At 35.6% G+C, this 21,174-nt stretch carries 18 protein-coding genes; 13 read left to right on the forward strand and 5 right to left on the reverse strand.

What is annotated here, in order from left to right; translation table 11 throughout:
- The first annotated feature begins 91 nt into the window (after positions 1–91).
- The 10 genes from ES724_RS01010 (at position 92) to ES724_RS01055 (ending at position 13,316) form a co-directional block, all read left to right on the forward strand.
- A complete protein-coding gene (locus tag ES724_RS01010; RefSeq protein ID WP_146928366.1) occupies positions 92–1,252 on the forward strand; it encodes a homogentisate 1,2-dioxygenase in 1,161 nt (386 codons plus the stop codon).
- Positions 1,253–1,357: 105 nt separating this feature from the next.
- Positions 1,358–2,518 (forward strand): 4-hydroxyphenylpyruvate dioxygenase, encoded by a 1,161-nt coding sequence (hppD, locus tag ES724_RS01015; protein WP_146928368.1) that lies wholly within the window; start codon positions 1,358–1,360, stop codon positions 2,516–2,518.
- A gap of 313 nt (positions 2,519–2,831) precedes the next feature.
- Positions 2,832–3,608 carry a DUF3108 domain-containing protein gene (locus ES724_RS01020; protein WP_146928370.1) on the forward strand — a complete coding sequence of 259 codons (777 nt, stop codon included), beginning with the start codon at positions 2,832–2,834 and terminating at the stop codon, positions 3,606–3,608.
- Positions 3,609–3,612: 4 nt separating this feature from the next.
- Entirely contained in the window at positions 3,613–4,581 is a 969-nt protein-coding gene (locus ES724_RS01025) for a tryptophan 2,3-dioxygenase family protein (protein ID WP_146928372.1), read from the forward strand.
- A 2-nt stretch (positions 4,582–4,583) separates the two neighbouring features.
- Positions 4,584–5,822 carry a peptidoglycan DD-metalloendopeptidase family protein gene (locus tag ES724_RS01030; RefSeq protein WP_146928374.1) on the forward strand — a complete coding sequence of 413 codons (1,239 nt, stop codon included), beginning with the start codon at positions 4,584–4,586 and terminating at the stop codon, positions 5,820–5,822.
- A gap of 2 nt (positions 5,823–5,824) precedes the next feature.
- On the forward strand, positions 5,825–7,459 hold the full coding sequence (gene pgi, locus ES724_RS01035; RefSeq protein ID WP_146928376.1) for a glucose-6-phosphate isomerase: 1,635 nt from the start codon (positions 5,825–5,827) through the stop codon (positions 7,457–7,459).
- A gap of 186 nt (positions 7,460–7,645) precedes the next feature.
- Positions 7,646–10,198: a TonB-dependent receptor gene (locus ES724_RS01040; RefSeq protein ID WP_146928378.1), complete on the forward strand. Its 2,553-nt coding sequence runs from the start codon at positions 7,646–7,648 to the stop codon at positions 10,196–10,198.
- 12 nt (positions 10,199–10,210) lie between these two features.
- Positions 10,211–11,374, forward strand: a complete 1,164-nt coding sequence (locus ES724_RS01045; protein ID WP_146928380.1) for a hypothetical protein — start codon at positions 10,211–10,213, stop codon at positions 11,372–11,374.
- 108 nt (positions 11,375–11,482) lie between these two features.
- Positions 11,483–12,835 (forward strand): endonuclease, encoded by a 1,353-nt coding sequence (locus tag ES724_RS01050; RefSeq protein ID WP_146928382.1) that lies wholly within the window; start codon positions 11,483–11,485, stop codon positions 12,833–12,835.
- Between the two features lie 43 nt (positions 12,836–12,878).
- Positions 12,879–13,316, forward strand: a complete 438-nt coding sequence (locus ES724_RS01055; RefSeq protein ID WP_026837048.1) for a hypothetical protein — start codon at positions 12,879–12,881, stop codon at positions 13,314–13,316.
- A 495-nt stretch (positions 13,317–13,811) separates the two neighbouring features.
- On the opposite strand, the gene ES724_RS01060 is transcribed toward ES724_RS01055, so the two are convergent.
- From ES724_RS01060 to ES724_RS01075, 4 genes are all read right to left on the reverse strand, one after another.
- Complete coding sequence (locus tag ES724_RS01060) at positions 13,812–14,465, reverse strand: HD domain-containing protein (RefSeq protein ID WP_146928384.1); 654 nt, start codon at positions 14,463–14,465, stop codon at positions 13,812–13,814.
- Positions 14,466–14,500: 35 nt separating this feature from the next.
- Positions 14,501–15,232 carry a lysophospholipid acyltransferase family protein gene (locus ES724_RS01065; protein ID WP_146928386.1) on the reverse strand — a complete coding sequence of 244 codons (732 nt, stop codon included), beginning with the start codon at positions 15,230–15,232 and terminating at the stop codon, positions 14,501–14,503.
- A 57-nt stretch (positions 15,233–15,289) separates the two neighbouring features.
- Entirely contained in the window at positions 15,290–15,667 is a 378-nt protein-coding gene (locus tag ES724_RS01070) for a hypothetical protein (protein ID WP_146928388.1), read from the reverse strand.
- 255 nt (positions 15,668–15,922) lie between these two features.
- A complete protein-coding gene (locus ES724_RS01075; RefSeq protein ID WP_146928390.1) occupies positions 15,923–16,333 on the reverse strand; it encodes a BrxA/BrxB family bacilliredoxin in 411 nt (136 codons plus the stop codon).
- A gap of 181 nt (positions 16,334–16,514) precedes the next feature.
- Here ES724_RS01075 and ES724_RS01080 point away from each other — a divergent pair, with 181 nt between their 5' ends.
- The gene (locus ES724_RS01080) at positions 16,515–17,246 is read left to right on the forward strand and encodes a TerB family tellurite resistance protein (protein ID WP_146928392.1); all 732 of its coding nucleotides are present in this window, start codon (positions 16,515–16,517) and stop codon (positions 17,244–17,246) included.
- A 68-nt stretch (positions 17,247–17,314) separates the two neighbouring features.
- Here ES724_RS01080 and ES724_RS01085 read toward each other — a convergent pair whose 3' ends face one another.
- Positions 17,315–19,585, reverse strand: a complete 2,271-nt coding sequence (locus tag ES724_RS01085) for a TonB-dependent receptor (protein ID WP_146928394.1) — start codon at positions 19,583–19,585, stop codon at positions 17,315–17,317.
- A gap of 99 nt (positions 19,586–19,684) precedes the next feature.
- Here ES724_RS01085 and ES724_RS01090 point away from each other — a divergent pair, with 99 nt between their 5' ends.
- Positions 19,685–20,341, forward strand: coding sequence for a metal-dependent transcriptional regulator (locus ES724_RS01090; protein WP_146928396.1), 657 nt, complete (start codon positions 19,685–19,687; stop codon positions 20,339–20,341).
- A gap of 6 nt (positions 20,342–20,347) precedes the next feature.
- Positions 20,348–21,169 carry a ZIP family metal transporter gene (locus tag ES724_RS01095; protein ID WP_146928974.1) on the forward strand — a complete coding sequence of 274 codons (822 nt, stop codon included), beginning with the start codon at positions 20,348–20,350 and terminating at the stop codon, positions 21,167–21,169.
- Positions 21,170–21,174 lie beyond the last annotated feature (5 nt).

The raw sequence follows: 21,174 nt of genomic DNA on the forward strand, positions 1-21,174 counted from the left end.
ATAGCGATATTTGTTAGACTTGATAGTAAACTTCATATAAGTAAGTAATAAACTTTATTTGCTGAAGTTTTTAACCTAAAAATGAGATCTCATGCCATTTTATCATAAGCTAGGGAAAATTCCACATAAACGCCATACGGTTTTCAAAAAGCCAGATGGAAGCTTGTATTCAGAACAGCTTTTCGGAACTATTGGTTTCGATGGGATGTCTTCTAATCTATATCACGAGCATAGACCTACGCAGGTTAAGGAAATTAAAGGGAGCTATAGTGTTAAGCCAAAAATAGCCACCGAAAATAATATAAAATCTTATAGATTTAGAGGCTTTCAAGTTATTCCACATCCAGATTATCTGGAAAGTAGAAAAGTGATGCTTACCAATAGTGATGTAGATATTATACTGGCATCTCCACAGCAATCTACGGACGACTATTTTTATAAGAATACCGATGCAGATGAGCTTCTTTTTATTCATAAAGGAAGCGGGAAATTAAGAACCCATCTAGGGAACTTGGATTTTAAATACGGGGATTATTTATTAATCCCAAGAGGAGTAATCTATAAATTAGATTTTGATGACGAAAACAATCGTCTTTTTATTGTAGAATCAAGAAGACCTATTTATACTCCTAAAAGATATAGAAACTACTTCGGGCAATTACTGGAACATTCTCCATTTTGTGAACGTGATCTAAGACAGCCATATGAATTGGAAACGAATGACGAAAAAGGAGATTTTCTGATCAAGGTTAAAAAGCAGGGCGAGATCTTCGATATGATCTATGCTAGCCATCCTTTTGATGTAGTTGGTTACGACGGATATAATTACCCGTACGCTTTTTCAATACATGATTTTGAACCGATAACAGGAAGAATACATCAGCCACCACCAGTACATCAAACTTTCGAGACTGATGCTTTTGTGGTTTGTAGTTTTTGCCCAAGAAAATATGATTATCATCCAGAAAGTATTCCGGCGCCATATAACCATAGTAATATAGATAGCGATGAGGTATTGTATTATGTAGATGGAGATTTTATGAGCAGGAATGATATTGAAGCTGGGCATATTTCGTTACATCCAGCGGGAATACCACATGGGCCGCACCCAGGAGCAGTAGAACGCAGTATTGGCCAGACTGAAACTGAGGAATTGGCAGTAATGGTAGATACATTTAAACCATTAATGGTTACAGAGGAGGCTATGAAAATTGCCGATGACACGTATCATAAATCATGGTTAGATCATTAATTAATGGATAAAAAGGAAAATATTTCAGTTCAGGCTAGAGCGATGTGGTAAATTAGATACATCAGTTTGCGGGAAAGAGATTGAATGAATTCAAAAATTAAAATAATGAGCAAAAAGATAGAATCAGTAAATTACGGATTAGAGAAAATATTTGAAGGAGCGCAAGATTTCTTGCCACTCTTAGGAACAGACTATGTAGAGTTGTATGTTGGGAATGCTAAACAAGCAGCGCATTTTTACAAAACAGCATTTGGTTTTCAATCACTAGCTTATAAAGGACTAGAGACTGGAAGTAGAGATACCGTTTCTTATGTGTTAAAACAAGATAAGATTAGACTAGTTCTTACTTCGCCATTAAATTCTAAACAAGAGATTAATAAACATGTTGTAAAGCATGGTGACGGAGTTAAAGTAGTAGCTCTTTGGGTAGAAGATGCGAGATCTGCTTACGAAGAAACTACTAAGCGTGGCGCTAAATCTTTTTTAGAGCCAACGGTAGAAAAAGATGAGAATGGAGAGATTGTAAAAGCTGGAATTTATACTTACGGGGAAACCGTACATATGTTTATAGAGCGTAAAAACTTTAATGGAACATTCTTACCAGGTTATGTGAAGTGGGAGTCAGATTATAATCCAGAGCCTGTCGGGTTAAAATATATTGACCACATGGTTGGAAATGTAGGCTGGAATGAAATGAACATTTGGGTAAAATGGTACGAAGATGTTATGGGCTTTGTTAATTTCCTTTCTTTTGATGACAAACAAATTCATACCGAGTATTCAGCTTTAATGAGCAAGGTGATGAGTAATGGAAACGGAAGAATTAAGTTTCCTATTAACGAACCTGCTGAAGGGAAGAAAAAATCTCAAATTGAAGAGTATTTGGATTTCTATGAAGGACCGGGAGTTCAGCATATTGCGATGGCTACAGATGATATCATCAAAGCAGTTACAGATCTAAGATCTAGAGGAATAGAATTTTTATCTACACCTCCAGATGAATATTACAACGCAATCCCTGGAAGGTTGGAAGAATTTAGTCATGAGCTCCATGAAGATCTTAAAAGATTAAAGGGTTTAGGGATTATGGTAGATGCAGATGAAGAAGGCTACCTTTTACAAATTTTTACCAAGCCATTACAAGACAGACCAACGATGTTTTTTGAGATCATTCAGCGAATGGGAGCAAAAGGTTTTGGTGCAGGGAACTTTAAAGCCTTGTTTGAGTCGATTGAGAGAGAGCAGGAATTACGAGGAACATTGTAGAAATATTTAATTATTTGTAGACTTAGTTGTATAAGAACCAAATAATTGCCGACTTGATAAATTTTGAGTTAAAGTTTATTTTGAGCTTGTAAAACAGAGTAAATCTCCAGACTTTTGCACCGCAATTCTGGAGTGGTTACCAAAATTGAATTAAATTTTTCATAATTTAAGTTTTAGTTGGTTAATAAGATAAAAATCCCATCATTAATTTGATGGGGTTTTTTAGTTTTATACATTTGGAATGGAAATTGTAATTCTTTCTTATCAATAAAACTTTAAAAAGTTCATTAGGTGTAAATTAAAGCTCCATTACATGAAAAATAGATTTACAATTCTCTGTCTCCTCCTATTATTGTTGCCATTTAGTTCGTTTTCTCAGAAAGCTTTTCAAGATGGGGAATGGTTTAAATTCAGAATTCATTACGGTCCTTTTAATGCCAGCTATGCTACCATTGGCGTAAATGAAACCAGTCTTAATAATAAAAAAGTATATCATATAGTAGGTAAGGGAAAATCTACTGGTTTGCTGCATTTGTTTTTTAAAGTAGATGATAATTATGAGTCTTATGTAGATAAAAGAACAGGATTACCATATAGATTCATTCGGAAAATAGATGAAGGAGGGCATACTAAAGACCTGCAAATTGAGTTTGATCAAGACAATAATAAGGCTGAAGTGTTTGATAAGAAACACAACGAAAAGAAAACCTATACTACAGAGAAGAATGTTCATGACATGTTATCTGCATTTTATTTTGTTCGAAATGATATCAATCCAAGTAACCTGAATGTAGGGGATGAGCTCCATTTAAATATGTTTTTTGATAAAGAAAACCATGATTTTAAATTAAAGTTCCTCGGAAAGGAAGTTTTGAGTACAAAATTTGGTAAAATTGCCACTTTAAAATTTAGGCCATATGTAATGGCGGGCAGAGTTTTTAAAGAGCAAGAAAGCCTTACTTTTTGGATAAGTGATGATAAAAATAAGATTCCAGTAAAAATCCAAGCAGATCTGGCGGTTGGATCACTTGCAGCAGATCTGGAAGAATTCAAAGGTTTGAAACATCAGTTAAAAATTATAATGAATTAAAAGAATGAATGAAATTAAACCCGAAATTGCTGAAAGAATTTTATTACTTGAAGAAAAATTCAAGAATTCTGGTCAGGATATGGGTTCTTATCTAGATGGGCTTTTGTATGATAAATACCTTACCTATTGGGATTATATTAGTTTAGATACCTTGTTAAGTTTACAAAATCCAAAAACTCATTTCCCGGATGAGGAAATATTTGTCACCTATCATCAAATCACAGAGCTTTATTTTAAGCTGATTTTACATGAGCAAAAGCAAATAATTGCTTCAGAGAATTTAACGGCCGCTTTTTTTACAGAAAAATTGATCCGGCTAAATAGATATGTAAGAATTTTGATCAATTCTTTTGATGTGATGATCAAAGGGATGGAAAGAGAGCAGTTTTTAAAGTTTAGAATGGCTTTATTGCCAGCTAGCGGATTTCAATCGGCACAATTTCGAATGATCGAAATTAATGCAACCCCACTACAGCATTTAATTCCTTTTAAGGAGCGTCATAATTTTTCTTCAGAAAATAATATAGAGGAGCTTTATGAGAATATTTATTGGAAAAGGGGCGGAATAGATCTTTCTACGGGTGAAAAAACACTCACTCTTAAACAATTTGAACTTCGTTATACTCCAAGGTTCTTGAGAATTGCAAATCAGGTAAAAGAAAAAACACTGTATCATAAATACCTGCAGCTTCCAGAGGAAGAAAAAAACAATCCAATATTAATTGAAGGTCTACGTAATTTTGATACTAATATTAATATTAATTGGTTGTTAATGCACATGGGAGCGGCACATAGATACCTTAACAAGGATAATAAAACCATTTCTGCCACGGGTGGAACAAATTGGAAGGAATTTTTACCTCCAAGTTTTCAGAAAAACAGTTTTTTCCCAAACTTATGGAGCGAGAAGGAATTTGATAACTGGGGAAAAGAATGGGTAACACATATGTTTAATTCACAAAAACAAGATTGAAGTTGAAGAATTTAAAATATTTACTTTTAATAGTTGTAGCATTTACTGCGTGCAAGAAGGAAGATAATAGTAAAAAGGAAACAAGCAAAGTTAAGGTTGAAGAAGTAGTTCCTGTAATAGAGGAATATGGTTTTGTGCTTAATGATTATGATGTTATTAGAGATACTATACGTTCTGGGGACAGTTTTGGAGAACTTTTAGATAACCAAGGTGTTAGTAGGTCCAAGGTCTATGAAATCACAGAGCAGGTAAGCAACAAAACCTTCAATCCTAAAAGATTAGTGGTTGGTAAGCCTTATGTTATTCTAAAAGCTAAGGATTCTATTGGTACTCCAGAGTACTTTATTTATGAGAACGATAAGATTGATTATACCGTTGTAAATATCGGAGAAAATATTGCAGCGTTTAAATCTCAGAAGCCAGTTACTATAAAAAGGAAAACCGTTTCTGGGGTTATTGTTAGTAGTCTTTCTGAAGCGATCTCCAATCAAGGCCTAAGCGTTCTTTTATCACATGAATTAAGTAGCATCTACCAATGGAGTATCGATTTCTGGAAGCTGCAAAAAGGAGATCAATTCAAGATGGTTTATAATGAGCGTTTCATTAATGATAGCATTTATGCCGGAATAGAAAGTATTGAAGGAGCCGTATTTGTACATCAGGAAAAGCCTTATTATGCATTTAGTTATGTGGCAGATCCTGAAAAGGGGGACTCAGATTTTTATGATGAAGAAGCTAGACCTTTACAGAGTTTCTTTTTAAAAGCACCATTAAATTTTAGTAGAATTTCCTCTAGATTTTCAGGGAATAGATATCACCCGGTTCAGAAAAGATGGAAAGCCCATAAGGGGTCAGATTATGCGGCGCCACACGGTACGCCGATCTGGTCTACAGCCAATGGAACCGTTATCGCTTCTAGTTATACCGGAGGAAATGGTAACTACGTTAAAGTAAAACATAATGATACGTATACCACGCAATATCTTCATATGTCCAAACGAAATGTGAGGGTTGGGCAAAGAGTAAAACAAGGAGATGTTATTGGGTATGTTGGAAGTACAGGGCTTGCAACTGGACCTCATGTATGTTATAGATTTTGGTTGCGAGGAAAACAAGTAGATCCTTTTCGCCAAAACTTACCGGCAGCAGAGCCTATCGCAGATAATTTAAAAGAAGATTATTTTGCTTCTATAAAATTGACAAAAACAAAATTAGATAAAATTCCATTCAAAGAAATTTAATAATGCTGAATATAGATCCTACCACCACACTTGCTTGGACAAAATTGCAGGAACATTTTGAAAAGATAAAAGAGGTGGAAATGAGCCAGCTTTTTTCTGAAGAGACTGAAAGATTTAATGATTTTAGTATTCATTGGGAGGATTTTTTAGTCGACTTCAGTAAGAATAGAATAACAAAAGAAACACAACAACTTTTGCTGGATCTTGCAGAAGAATGTGGCTTGGAAGAAGCGATCAAGTCTTATTTTGGAGGGGAAAGCATCAATAGAACCGAAAACAGACCAGTATTACATACTGCTTTGAGAGCGAAGAATTCAGATAGCGTACTTGTTGATGGTGAGAATATAATTCCTGAAATTTTTGAGGTAAAAGCTAAGATGCAAGCATTTTCTGATGCTATTATTTCTGGGAGCACAAAAGGATATTCTGGATTAGCATTTACAGATGTAGTTAATATTGGAATTGGAGGTTCAGATCTTGGACCAGCAATGGTTACTGAAGCTCTAAAATTTTATAAAAATCATCTTAATGTACATTATATTTCCAATGTAGATGGAGACCATGTTCATGAAACTTTAAAGCCTTTAAACCCAGAAACTACTTTATTTGTAATTGCGTCTAAAACTTTTACAACTCAGGAAACATTAAGCAACGCGATCACCTCTAGAAAGTGGTTTTTAGAGACCGCTTCACAGGAAGATGTTCAAAAACATTTTGTTGCAGTTTCCTCGAATGTTCAAAAGGTGGAAGATTTCGGAATTTCGAAAGATAATATATTTCCAATGTGGGAATGGGTTGGAGGGAGATTCTCGTTATGGAGCGCTGTAGGCTTATCTGTAAGTCTTGCAGTAGGATTTCAGAAATTCAATGAGCTTCTGGAAGGTGCAAATAAAATGGATTTGCATTTTAAGACTGAGCCTTTTATTAAGAATATTCCTGTGCAATTGGCTTTATTGAGTGTTTGGTATAATAATTTCTTTAAAGCTGAAAGCGAAGCGGTTATTCCGTATTCTCAATATCTTCAAAAATTGCCAAGTTATCTTCAGCAGGCAATAATGGAAAGCAACGGGAAGAGTATAGATAGAAATGGAAATCCTGTATCCTACGAAACAGGTAATATTATTTGGGGAGAACCGGGCACTAATTCCCAACATGCTTTTTTTCAGTTAATACATCAAGGAACTAAGTTGATCCCTGCAGATTTCATTGGTTTTAAAAAATCTTTATTTGAGGATAAAGATCATCATGATAAATTGATGGCCAATTATTTTGCTCAAACAGAGGCCCTCTTAAAGGGTAAATCTGAAGACGCAGTAAAAAAAGAATTAACCACTCAGGGGCTGAAGTCAGAGGAGATTGAGAAATTAATTCCATTCAAAGTCTTTGAAGGGAATAAACCCACCACCTCACTTTTAATTGATGAATTAACTCCTGAGAGTTTAGGGAAATTGATTGCGATGTATGAACATAAAATATTTGTTCAGGGAGTAATCTGGAATATATTTAGTTACGATCAATGGGGAGTGGAGTTAGGGAAACAATTAGCTTCTAAAATTCTTACCGAAATTGAGACCTCTAAGGTCTCTAGTCATGATGATTCTACGAAAGAACTGTTAAATTTTTATTTAAAGCAATAGGTTCCTTATTGTTAATAAATTCTTAATAGATTTAAGCGCTTCAGTGAGAATCGTTTGTGTGAAAATGTTATGTTTGCTGTGGTTAAATGTTAAATTCTGAAATCTTAACATTAAGTTAAAGTTAGATTTTAAGAAATTGACTTCTTTTGCCGCGAATTATAAACTAAACACACAAACAATTAAAGCATGAGGAAATTATTAGCCCTAGCATTGTTTTTAACAACTGCTACAATTTTTGCTCAAGGAACCCTTACCGGTACGGTAATGGATTCTGACATGAACGCACCGTTGCCAGGAGCAACTGTGATGGTAGTGGGGACAAACAATGGAACGACTACGGATTTTGATGGTAAATTTTCGCTAAATGTTCAAACTTCTTCAGGAACAGTAGATATCAGTTTTATTGGTTTCGAGAAGAAGTCTATGCAATTTACTGTTGCTAATGGAACAACAAAAGATTTAGGAACTATTGTATTAAATGCAGATGAAAATGCATTGGATGAAATCATAGTTACAAGTTTCTCTCTTGCGATAGATCGTAAGACACCAGTTGCGGTTTCAACAATTAGCGCTCAAAAAATTGAGACTAAACTGGGAAATCAGGAATTTCCTGAGATCCTTAAATCTACTCCTGGAGTTTATGCAACTAAAGCTGGAGGTGGATTTGGAGATGCTGAGTTGAGGTTAAGAGGATTTAACTCTGAGAATATTGCTGTAATGATTAACGGTGTTCCTGTAAACGACATGGAAAATGGTCGAGTTTATTGGAGTAACTGGGCTGGTCTTGCAGACGTGACAAGAACTATGCAAGTTCAAAGAGGTCTTGGAGCTTCTAAAGTTGCAGTTCCTTCTATTGGAGGTACTGTGAACATAGTTACTAAGTCTACCGATATGGAAGAAGGTGGTAACGTATTTGCTTCAACCGGAAACGATGGTCTTCAAAAATTTGGATTTACGTTAGCTACTGGGAAATCTGATAATGGATGGGCTGCTACAATTGCTGCTTCTAAAACCAGCGGAGAGCGTTTTGCAGATGGACTTCAATTTGAAGGGTATAACTACTTTGTGAACATTGCGAAAGAAATAAATGAAGATCATCTATTGTCTTTAACTGCTTTTGGAGCACCACAACGTCACGGACAAAGAGAAACTCGTTACTCTATAGAAGATTATCAAAGAAGTGATAGAGATATCAAATTTAATGGTGACTGGGGATACAAGAATGGAGAGGTTTATAATGTTCAGGATAACTTCTATCACAAACCACAAATATCTTTAAATCACTACTGGAATATATCTGATAAAACAAATCTTGGTACTGCTGCATATGTATCTTTTGGTACCGGTGGTGGAGGTGGATACACTGGAGATGCTAACTTAAGAAACGCTACTAACAGTCCTTATAGATTTGCAGATTACCAACCATTACAATTAGATCGTGTACAAGCAGAAAATGCTGCTAATGGAGCAGATGGATCTGGTACTATTCTTTATGATTCTAGAAACGACCATAACTGGTATGGAGCTATTTCTACATTAACTTCCAATATCACAGATGATATTGAATTTAGTGGTGGAGTAGATTTAAGATATTACAAAGGAAAACACTTTAGAGAAGTTAAAGACCTTTTAGGAGGGCAATATTGGGCAGATGATAACGATGTGAACAATCCCAACAGACTAACTCAAGTTGGTGATAAAATGGCATACAACAATGATGGTGTTGTTCTTTGGGAAGGGCTTTTCGCTCAAGTGGAATATTCTAAAAATGATCTTTCAGCTTTTATAGCTGTTGCGGCGTCAAATACTTCTTATAAAAGAATAGATTATTTTAGTTACTTAGATAGTGATCCTATCCAAGAAACAGATTTCGTAAACTTTTTTGGATATAGCGCAAAAGGTGGAGCAAACTACAATGTGAGTTCAAAAAGTAACTTCTTCGCAAATATTGGGTATTTCGAAAAGGCTCCATTTTTAAATGCTGTTTTTCTGAATAATACAAATGAAATAAATGAAGATGCAGAGAATCAAAAAATCTTTAGTGCTGAACTAGGATACGGATTCAGAACTAGTGACTTTAGAGCGAATGTGAATATCTATAGAACTAATTGGTCTGATAGAACATTTATTCGATCTGTTCAATCACAAGGAGATGAGTTTTTTACTGCAAATATTTTAGGAGTAGATGCTATTCACCAAGGGTTAGAAATAGATTTGGATTATAGAGCTACAGATAAACTTACTTTAACTGCAATGGCATCTATAGGTGATTACCAATGGGCTAATGACGTTAGAAACGTATTGGTGTTTGACGAAAATAACATTCCAATTAATGAAGATAATCCAATTGATATCTATATAAAAGACACTCCAGTAGGAGATGCGGCTCAAACAACTATGGCTTTGGGTATGAACTATGAAGTTTTCCCTCGTACTTATGTGCGTGCAGACTTTACTTATAACGATAGATATTATGCAGATTTTGAGCCTACAGAAAGAACTACACCAGATGTTGCAGACCCATGGGAAGCCCCAGCATTTGGTTTATTAGATCTTGGTTTAACTCACAATTTTACATTTGGACCATTAGATGCAACTGTTAATGCTAACGTATTTAATGCATTAGATACTGAATATGTTGCAGATGCTCGAGATGGTAGAGATCATGATGCTAATACTGCATCTGTTTGGTATGGTTTCGGTCGTACGTATACTGTTGGAGCTAAAATTAAATTTTAAAAAATACTCAAAATGAAAAACATATTTTATTATTTAGCTATTTTCTTAGGACTTGCACTTACAAGTTGTGAGCCTATGGAAGATATCCATGACGAGGTTAACTCAAAATTGGACAATGAAAGAGCTGTTGGAGATATAACTTATACTTTAACAGAAGATGATTATGATGATTTAGGATTAAATTTTCCAAATTTTAATTCTGTAGATGATGCAAAGAGCTTATTGCCTGAATTTTTAGCAGATAACTATCCTAATTATGGCTCAAAGTCGTCCGCAAATATCACATTTGATATATACGCACCTCTTCCAACAGAGAGAAGCCTCATCGTTTATGAAGTAACTACAGAGGATTATGACGCTAATGAGGAAACTGAAAGATTTGATAATTTCGATGACGAAGATCAAATATTCGATTTCTTAGAAGGAAAATTTCCAGATCTTGAAAATCGTACTTTAGTATCTCTAACTTACGAGTTTTATGATGGTAGGCCTAACACATTTAATAATGGGTTTCTTTTCGTAGATGGAGAGTTTACTATGATTCCTGGTTTATCGGATGAAGAGTATAATTTATTAGGAGAGCGTTTTTCTAACTTTTCTAATGAAGACGAAGCTGATGAAAAACTTCCTTTAATCTTAAAAGAGAAATATAAGTTTGAGAATTTAGAGGCTGGAGATATAAAGCCAATTATGTTCAAGCTTTTCGTTACAGATGAAGATGATGTAGATGGAGACGGGAGTACTACAGATAGAACTACTTACAGTTATGTAAAGTATTTCGTCTATAATGGATCTTCTTTTGAGCCATATGGTAATACACTTTCTCAAAGTATTCAGTTTGGAAATATAGATGGAGTTTGGATTCCAGATAATACAATTAGATACACCTTAGCTGGATCAGACTATTCTGTAGTTAGTAGTACACTAATGGATGTTTACGCTGGTCCTGCAAATAACGTTGGAAGATTCCAAAGTTTTGATGTGCGATCATCTTCTAGTAACTATTGGAATCCATCAATGTTAATTGAGGCAATGAATGTTGTTCTAGACAACTTAATGCCAAATGCTGAAGAAGGACAACAATATGTAATTACTTTTGCAGCATATAATGGTGCAGTAGTTAACCAAGAATTAAGCCTAATTAAATTAAATGGTGAGTGGATTATTAACGAATAATACATCTTCCGGAATAATATTAAACCTCTTATCCTTGCTTTTGGATAAGAGGTTTTTTTATTCTTTGAATTATATGATATTTGCAATGTTCTAATTAAAAAATACCCAATGAAAAATTTTATCTATTTCTTTCTTGTTCTTTTTATAGTGTCTTGTAGCACGGATGATGGTGGAGGAACGAAACCTGTTGAACCAACTCCTCCTGTTTTACAAGATAAACCAGTTGCGGTAAATGATTCAGCTGAAACTAAGGAAGATGAGGAATTGGTAATATCTGGTTTATTAGACAATGACACTGTCGTTTCGGGCTCTAGGATAACCAGTACAGATACTGAAACCTCAAAAGGAGGTTCTGTTACAGATAATAGAAATGGTAGTTATACTTATGTTCCTGCTTCAGATTTTGTTGGAGAGGACACCTTTACTTATAAACTTTGTGATCAAAGCTCAAATTGCTCCACGGGAACTGTTACAATAACGGTAAAAGATGCTGGATCGCCAGTAGCACAAAATGACGAGGCTAGTACAGTAACTTCTGTGCCAATCACCATAAATAATCTGGCCGCTAACGACGATATTACCGATGAGGCTAAAATCACCTCAGTGGACGATTCAAATTCTTCTGGAAGTGTTGTTTTAAATAGTAATGGAAGTGTAAGTTATACTCCCGGAAACGGTTTCCAAGGGCAAGACTCTTTTACATATTCATTATGTGACGATGATGAGGAGGCTACTTGCTCTACAGCAACGGTTACAGTAAATATTTTAGAACCAGTTGCATTTAACATTCCAAATGAAGTTAAGGAATATTATAAAGAGCTTCCAATCACCACGGATGGGGATTTAAACTTCAATTTTGTATCTAATCATACTATAGATAATCATACGACAATTCTTTCTTATGGTGCAAGGCATGAGTTTCTTTATAATGCAGATGCAGATCTGGCTAATCCTGATAATGTAATACTTATGTATACCGGCGAAAGCAGATATTATGAAGAATATACTTCAGGGACTAACTCCTATAGCCCCCAAACTTTTAATACCGAACATATTTTTCCACAATCAAAGTTAAGTACTGAAGACGCAGTAACAGACTTACATCATTTACGCTCTACAGATGCCGATATTAATTCTTTAAGAAGTAACTATCCTTTTGTTGATGGAAGCGGTACTTTTGAATTAGTAAATGATTCCGAATGGTTCCCGGGAGATGAATGGAAAGGGGATGTAGCACGAATGCTGTTGTATCTTAATGTGCGTTACGGGGAAGAGTTTGTAAAGGTTGGAGGTTTGGAGCTGTTTTTAAAATGGAATAAAGAAGACCCGGTTTCAGCGTTTGAACTGCAACGAAATAATGTGATTTACGCAGCCCAAGGGAATAGAAATATTTTTATAGATAATCCTTACATTGCAACGTTAATCTGGGGCGGTGACCCTGCAGAAAACAAATGGGAGTAGTCATATTCCGTTAACTTTAATATATTTACCCAAAACAACAACTATGTACGAAACTATTCAATTTATACACTCTTATTGGGCATATCTAGTGCTTATTGTTCTTGTAGTAGCATCAGTAAACTCAATTATTGGTTATGCTACCAATAAAGAATATGGTGCAACCAATTTTAGAATTGCATTGTTCACTCTTATTGTTTCACATTTACAATTGCTTATTGGGTTAGTGCTGTATTTTACAACTCCTTATTTTAAAATGTGGGGTGAAGTTGGAATGGGCGGAGTAATGAAGGATTCGGTTCTTAGATTGTATAATGTAGAACATCCTTTAGTAATGATCTTAGCCATTGTTCTTATTACAATGGGATATTCAAAACATAAGAAGAAACTTACCTCTAAACCTAAATTCAAGATCCTAGCTATTTTTTATACGCTGGCTTTAATCTTAATGCTTTCAAGAATTCCTTGGAGTTCTTGGTTGTAGTGAAGTTATAATATAGTGGAGATGGCAGGTTGAGTCTCTCGAAACCTATTATTGTGGTGAATTTTAAAATATTCCGTCTCGATAGGTATAGGGAGAGGAATCTCATAGCTCTATAGAGATTCTTCACTTCATTTCATTGCGTTCAGAATGACAAATATTAAAATTGTCAGGTTGAGCCTGTCGAAACCTATAATTTTAGTAGATCTTAAAATATTCCGACCCGATAGGTATCGGGAGAGTAATCTCATAGTTGTCGAGAGATTCTTCACTTCATTTCATTGCGTTCAGAATGACAAATATTAGAACTGTCAGGTTGAGCTTCTCGAAAACGATAATTTTAGTGAATTTTAAAATATTCCGATTCGATAGGTATCAGTAGAGGAATCTCATAGTTGTAGATAGATTCTTCATTTCATTACGTTCAGAATAACACTTCATGAATATTTTTATAAAATATTAATAAAAAGCCTTACTAGAAATAAGGCTTTTTTTATGCTAAACTTTTCCGTTCCATTCAGCATAGAACTGATCTAAGAATTGTTTCATATACAGATGCCGCTGTTCTGCAATAGCCTTCCCGGTTTCGGTATTCATCCGATCTTTCAGCAACAAAAGCTTTTCATAAAAGTGATTGATAGTAGGTGCCGTAGAAGCTTTGTATTCCTCTTTGCTCATTTTAAGATTTGGTTGGATCTCCGGATCATACAAAGTTCTTCCTTTAAATCCACCATAATTAAAGGTTCTTGCTATTCCTATTGCGCCAAGTGCATCTAGTCTATCTGCATCCTGAACAACGGCGAGTTCTTTAGAGTGGAAAGATTGCTTGTTGTTTCCTCCTTTAAACGAGATGTTCTCAATGATATTAATAACATGAACAATTACCTCTTCTGTAACATCCTGAGTGCTTAGAAAGGCTCTAGCTACTTTTGGTCCAACAGTTTCATCTCCATTATGGAATTTAGAATCGGCAATATCATGAAGCAATGCGCCCAACTCTACAGTTAAAAGGTCTACCTCTTCTGTAGCAGCAATTAATTTGGAATTATTTAAAACTCTAAGGATATGAAACCAATCATGTCCTCCTTCAGCATCTTTTAAAGTTTCCTGAACAAAAAGAATAGTATTCTCTATAATTTTTTCTGAAGTCATACCAAGGGAAATTGAATTTATAGGAATATAATTTTCTATAGAATATCTGCAATAATCGTTTGCTCCACCTTTGCAATAATGCTATTGACATCGTCTGAATTTGCCAAAATTGGCTTGTGGATCTTCATTTTAATATTATGGCCAATTCCTAAGGGGAAGCTCCCGTATTCGAACAATTTCCAAGAATTATTGATGGTGATTGGCACAACCAAAGCATGTGGCATTTTTTTTAACATGATCTGTAAACCAGTTCCTGCAAATTTCTTGGGTCTTCCATCTCTGCTTCGGGTGCCTTCCGGGAAAATAACAGCAGAATGATGCGTTTCATTTAAATAATCTGCAAATTTTGAAATAATTACCACCGCTTGTTTGGGGTTCTTTCTATCTATTAATGCAGAGCCTCCATGCCTTAAATTGTATGAGATCCCTGGAATCCCTTTTCCTAGTTCTTTCTTACTAATGAATTTTGGATAATGTTTTCTAAGATACCAGATGATTGGCGGAATATCGTAAAGTCCTTGATGATTAGAAACAAAGATACAAGGCACATCTGTTGGGATATTATGCGGATTATCTACTGTAAAAGTAGTTCCCAAAATATTAAGGCATCGCATAAGGGTGAAATTAAAAACATCTACAGAAGTTTTATGAGCCTCTTTTCCAATAAAGGTAAAACAGAACCATTGGATCCCGTGAAATACCACTAAGGTTAAAAAGAAAAAAAAGTAAGATATAATTGAAAGAGGATAAGCTAGTATTTTCTTCATCTTAAATTGTGATTGCAGCAAAAATACATTTTTATGGAATAATGAGAAATGCTTTCTTTAATCCATTTTAATGCAGTCGCCATCTACACAGCCAATAGTTTGTGGTGGAGAAACTATACTGCAGTCACTCATTATTCCGTTTTGTTTATTGTATGCAGCTTCAGCAGCAGTATAATTTTCAACTAATTCCTTTAGTTTGTCCAGATCAACTTCAGAAGAAAACACCAGATAACCTTGTGGACCACCACAAGCTTTACTTCCGTAGGCCATATAGCTGCATTGTGAATTTTCAGTACAATTTTTTGAGGCTACTAAATTGGTGATCTCTTTAAATTGCAAATCCAAATCCCGTGTGCTTACTTCTTGAGTCTCTTCTGAATTTTGGCAACTTCCTGTTGTTCCTATAAATAGTAAAAGAAGAATTAGGATTTTCATTTCTGTTTTTATTTTTCAGGTTAAAAAGGAAAGATACTAAAAAAACCAACTTCCAGATAGTAGTGCTAAAATATCTAAATAAATAAGAGCATAAAAAAAGCCGATCTTATTTAGATCGGCTTAGTATATTTAGATATCAAGAATCTCAGGACAAACCTTTGAGGTCTGTTCCGATGGTTCGTGAGGAAAATACTTTAAAAAAATTCAGGCATCCCGATAGCTATCGGAACGACTAATTAAACCCTCAATGAGGGATTAACAAAACTCGTTGAAGGCACTTGTTAAGTTATCTGCGATCATCTCTGCAGGACGTCCTTCAATATGATGACGTTCTAACATATGAACTAATTCCCCGTCTTTAAATAATGCCATACAAGGTGAAGAAGGAGGGAAAGGGATCATGAAGCCACGAGCCTTATCTGTAGCCTCAGAATCTACACCTGCAAATACGGTTACCAGATTATCTGGAGTTTTGCCATTTTGTAAAGAGATACGAGCTCCTGGGCGTGCGTTAGCAGCTGCACATCCACAAACTGAATTTACTACTACCAAAGTAGTCCCTTTTTTTTCCATAGCAGCATCAACATCTGCAACGGTATGTAATTCTTGAAAACCTATATTCGTAAGGTCTTCTCTCATCGGTTTAACTAAATCTGCTGGATACATATATAGAGTTTTTATTATAATTTATAAAGGGTAAAGATACAAATTAACTTTAGCTCTTCATATCTCAATTTCCTATATACTAATAGGCTCTACTTATAGATATCAAAGACAAGTTTATGGGATATGGTCTCTTTAATACCTATTCAAAATAGTATATTTGCCACTTATCAAGTTGAAATTTATGTTTAAATGGATATTGGCCTTTGTAGGCTATATGTTTTTCAGATACCCTGGAGCAGTACTGGGGTTTATATTAGGAACTGTAATAGATAATTGGAATCGTTCTTCAGGAGGATTTACTTCGGTTTTTAAAACTGAAAGCAAAACGGTGTCTCCTGGCGATTTTGAATTGAATCTCCTTTCTTTAGCCTCTTTGGTGATAAAGGCAGACGGGCAAGTATCTCAAACTGAAATGGATTATGTGCGTACTTATTTTGTGCGTGCTTATGGAAAAGAGCGTGCAAATGCTACTTTTCGCACCTTTAATGAAATTATAAAGGACAGGGAGATCTCTGCTCAAAGAATTGGACTCTACCTGCAGCAGCGTACCAAATACGAAGTGCGGTTACAGATCTTGCATTTTCTTTTTAGTATTGCACAAGCAGATGGATCAATCTCAACCGCTGAAGTTTCAGAATTACAATCTATTGCAGGCTTTTTAGCGCTGAATAATAGAGATTTTGAGAGTATTAAAGCAATGTTCTTTAAAAGTGCCGATAATGCCTATAAGATTTTAGAGATCGAAAAGTCGGCTACAGATGCAGAAGTTAAAAAGGCATTCAGAACCATGGCAAAGAAGTATCATCCGGACAAGCTTCAGCATATGGACGAGGCTTACAGAACTGGAGCTCAAGACAAATTCACGAAAGTCCAAGAAGCCTACGAGCAGATCCAAAAAGAAAGAGGGATATAAGGAAATTCCAAATCACCTTGATGCATTCCATTTCCCTTTGGGCATTTGGGAATAAACACGCTGCTGGATTAAAAGCTATAATTAAGGTTCAACATTAAATTTCTACCGGGACTGCTCACATTAAAGGCCCTGAGAATGGACATATGATCTACATAGGTTTTGTTTAGCGCATTATACACGGTGATTCCAATTTCAATATTGGTTTTTTCCAGATTGATTTTTTTGCTTGCACCCAAATTTAGCAGCACATATCCCGGGGTTTTCTCCTCATTAAAACCAAGCCTTTCTTGAGTATCAATAAGCCTTAATTTTGAAAATAGATAAAGCGATCTATCCTGAAGGGTAAAATAGCTTATTTCAACATTATAATTATTGGGAGGGATAAAACTTATGTTTTCATTCGATCCACTTTCAGATGCTCTTACAATGGCTCCTGAAATAGTGGTTTCCATTCGGTTGCTTTTCAACCAGCTGTGTTTTAAATCGAACTCCATTCCGTAAAAATCGGCATCGGTTTGGAGATAAGACCATATTTCGAGACCATCTTCTTCCCGTACTTCATTGGTAGAAGCAAAAAAGATATAGTTGTTGATCCGGCTACCAAAAATTGAGACTTGACCCTGAAAATCTTTATTTCTATAACTGTAATTCGCATCTGCCTGAAAACTTTGTTCCCTTCCAAAATTTTCATTGCCTTTTTCAAACCTGCTGGTTCCGGGATGGGGGCCATTGGAAAATAACTCTGCAAGATCCGGGGCTCTGAACCCGGTCGAAAAATTTAATTTGAGCGTGTTTTTTTTATCAAATTTAGTGGTCATCCCAAGTGAGCCTGTAAATCCGCTGAATGTTTTTGTGAGTTTGCGGTTTTCAGGATTTCCGGGCAGGATAAAATTATAAGCCACCAAAGATGCCGATGTCGCATCGGCGGTAACGGATCTATAATCATACCTTAGCGCCCCCTGTAAAAAAACAGATTCAAGTTTTAGACTACTTAGATAATAAATACCGCTTTCAAAAGTTCGTGCATTCGGGATAAGAAATTTTTGAGCAGTCTCCAGATTATTATTTTGTTTAAAACTGCCCTGGGTTCCAATACTATGTTTGACTTTTCCCTTCGGAAACCGCAGTCTGAAATTGTAGAATGTATGATGCTGCATCAATCCAAGATCTACTAGATTGGGTTCGGTCTCAATTTCCTTCCTGTCATTAAAATGATAGGAGAGATGAACAAAACTCTCCAGAGTCTCGCTTTGAGTTCCCTGATTGTAGGAGATCAGGAAATCTTCCACCTCCTGAAAGGGCAATTGCATATCCATGTCATTCCTGGTAGTTGCAAGCGATTTAGATGCATCCATTTCCTCATCACTAATAATTCCCAGATTTTGATTGTTGTAGGTAAATGACAACTTATTCTGAAAACTCTCTTTTTCAATCCCGGTATGCAACCGAATCGTTTGAGTATTGAATCTGCTGTTACCTATAATTCTCCCATCGCCGTTTTTATAATCGGCGTGCGTTTCATAAGCGGCATTAATAGCGAAAAACATGTCATTTTTATAGGATTTTCCCAAAGAACCATATGTTCTTATTCCATTGGAAATACTGTTGAATGTAGTGCCGGCATTCCCAGCAAATTTTGTAGAATTTAGATAAAAATCATCATCTTTTGAAAGCAAAACCCCGCCCAAAGCGCCAGATCCATATAAAACCGATGCGGGACCTTTTATAACATCCACACTTTTTATCCCAAGATCGTTGATCCCCAATCCGTGATCTGCTCCCCACTGGTGATTTTCGAGTTTATTACCCTGATAGATAGTTACAATTCGTGAAAATCCAAGTCCGCGAATAAATGGTTTTACAATTCCCTGGCCGAATTCTGCTCCGTAAATTCCCGGAACTTCCCTCAGGATTCCCATCATACCGTTTGGGTTTCCCTTATTTTCAATTCCTGCCATACTAATTGAGGAAACATTGTAAGGCGTGCGTAGGGCTAAGCCGGATTGCTCATCTATAATTAAAACTTCAGAAAGTTCACTGGAGGTAATTTCCATCTGGAAATCTATTAGTACTTTTTGGTTGGGGCTTATTGATATTTCCTTTTTTTTAGCCTCGTATCCTACAGCACTTATCTGCAATATATGGGTGCCTTCTGGAATGTTTTTCAAAAAATAGCTCCCGGATTCATTTGAGGTAGTTCCTAAATTTAGATCTTGTATATAAATATTCGCATAGATTACCGGTCCATCTTTAGATGAAACAATTCCGGAAAGTTCTCCGGATTGCGCAAAAGCATTGCCTCCGAACAAAAAAAGCTCTAAATATATCAGATATCTCATAAAATTATTTTTTACAAATTTACAAATATTATTTAGATGAGTCTAAAAAAGCTTTTATTTAAAATAAAAATGTATTTTTGATCAAAATAAATTAGGATTATGTTCAGTCTCTCTGAAGAAAATTATTTAAAAGCGATCTTTCATTTGGAAAGGTCATATCCAACAGGGGTTAGTACTAACGCTTTGGCAGAAGAAATGAGTACGAAAGCTTCTTCGGTAACAGATATGATAAAGCGACTATCTGAGAAAAAATTGGTGGCTTATAAAAAATATCAGGGTGTTAAGCTTAGTAAGTTTGGTAGAGAAACTGCTGTAGAAGTAATTAGAAAACATCGTCTTTGGGAGGTTTTCTTGGTTGATAAACTGGGATTTGCCTGGGATGAAGTACACGAAGTGGCAGAACAACTGGAGCATATTAAATCTGATAAATTAATAAAAGAACTTGATAGATTTCTAGATTTTCCGAAACGGGATCCTCACGGGGATCCTATTCCGGATTCAAAAGGAAATTTTGTAACCTCCAATAAGGTGTTGTTAGCCGAATTGAAGAAAGGAGAGTCTGGAATTTGTATTGGAGTAAAAGATTCTTCACCAGAATTCCTTCAATATTTAGACAAGAATAACATTGCATTAGGACAATTAATAGTGATCCTTGAAAAGGAGTCTTTTGACCAGTCTATGCTTATAAATTTAAACGGAAAGGAGCTTAAGATCTCTAATGTGATCTCGAGTAATTTATATATAAAAACCTCTTAGATTATGATGGAAACTATTATTGCTTACATGGAAAGTTTAAATCCAATTTTAGCGGCACTTTATGCAACACTTTTTACTTGGGGGGTTACTGCACTTGGCGCTTCTTTAGTGTTTTTCTTTAATAAGATGAATAGAGCTTTTTTTGATGGAATGCTTGGTTTTACTGGTGGAGTTATGGTTGCCGCCAGTTTTTGGAGTTTACTGGCTCCGGGAATTGAAATGAGTCCCGGAGAAGGTTTTGTTAAAGTTATTCCTGCTGTTGTGGGTTTTACCCTGGGAGCTTTTTTTCTTTTTGGTCTCGATAAAGTTCTTCCCCATTTGCATGTAAATTTTAAAATGGATGAAAAGGAAGGTATTAAAACCCCTTGGCATAAATCTACTTTATTAACCCTAGCCATTACATTGCATAATATTCCTGAAGGATTAGCCGTGGGAGTGCTGTTTGGAGCTGCTGCAGCCGGTATTGAAGGTGCTAGTATTGGAGGTGCTGTGGCACTCGCTATAGGGATTGGACTACAGAATTTCCCAGAAGGTTTCGCAGTAGCAATGCCCTTACGCCGGCAGGGCCTTAGCAAATGGAAAAGTTTTAATTTCGGACAACTTTCAGCGGCGGTAGAGCCTATAGCCGCAGTGCTTGGGGCTTGGGCAGTATTAACTTTTGAACCAATTTTACCTTATGCTTTATCGTTTGCAGCCGGGGCTATGATTTTTGTAGTGGTGGAGGAAGTGATTCCTGAATCTCAGCAGGAAAGATTTACCGACATTGCAACTATGGGATTTATAGGAGGATTTATAGTTATGATGACTTTAGATGTTGGTTTGGGCTAAAATTT

The organism is Gillisia hiemivivida, from assembly GCF_007997295.1.
Classification (GTDB): domain Bacteria; phylum Bacteroidota; class Bacteroidia; order Flavobacteriales; family Flavobacteriaceae; genus Gillisia; species Gillisia hiemivivida.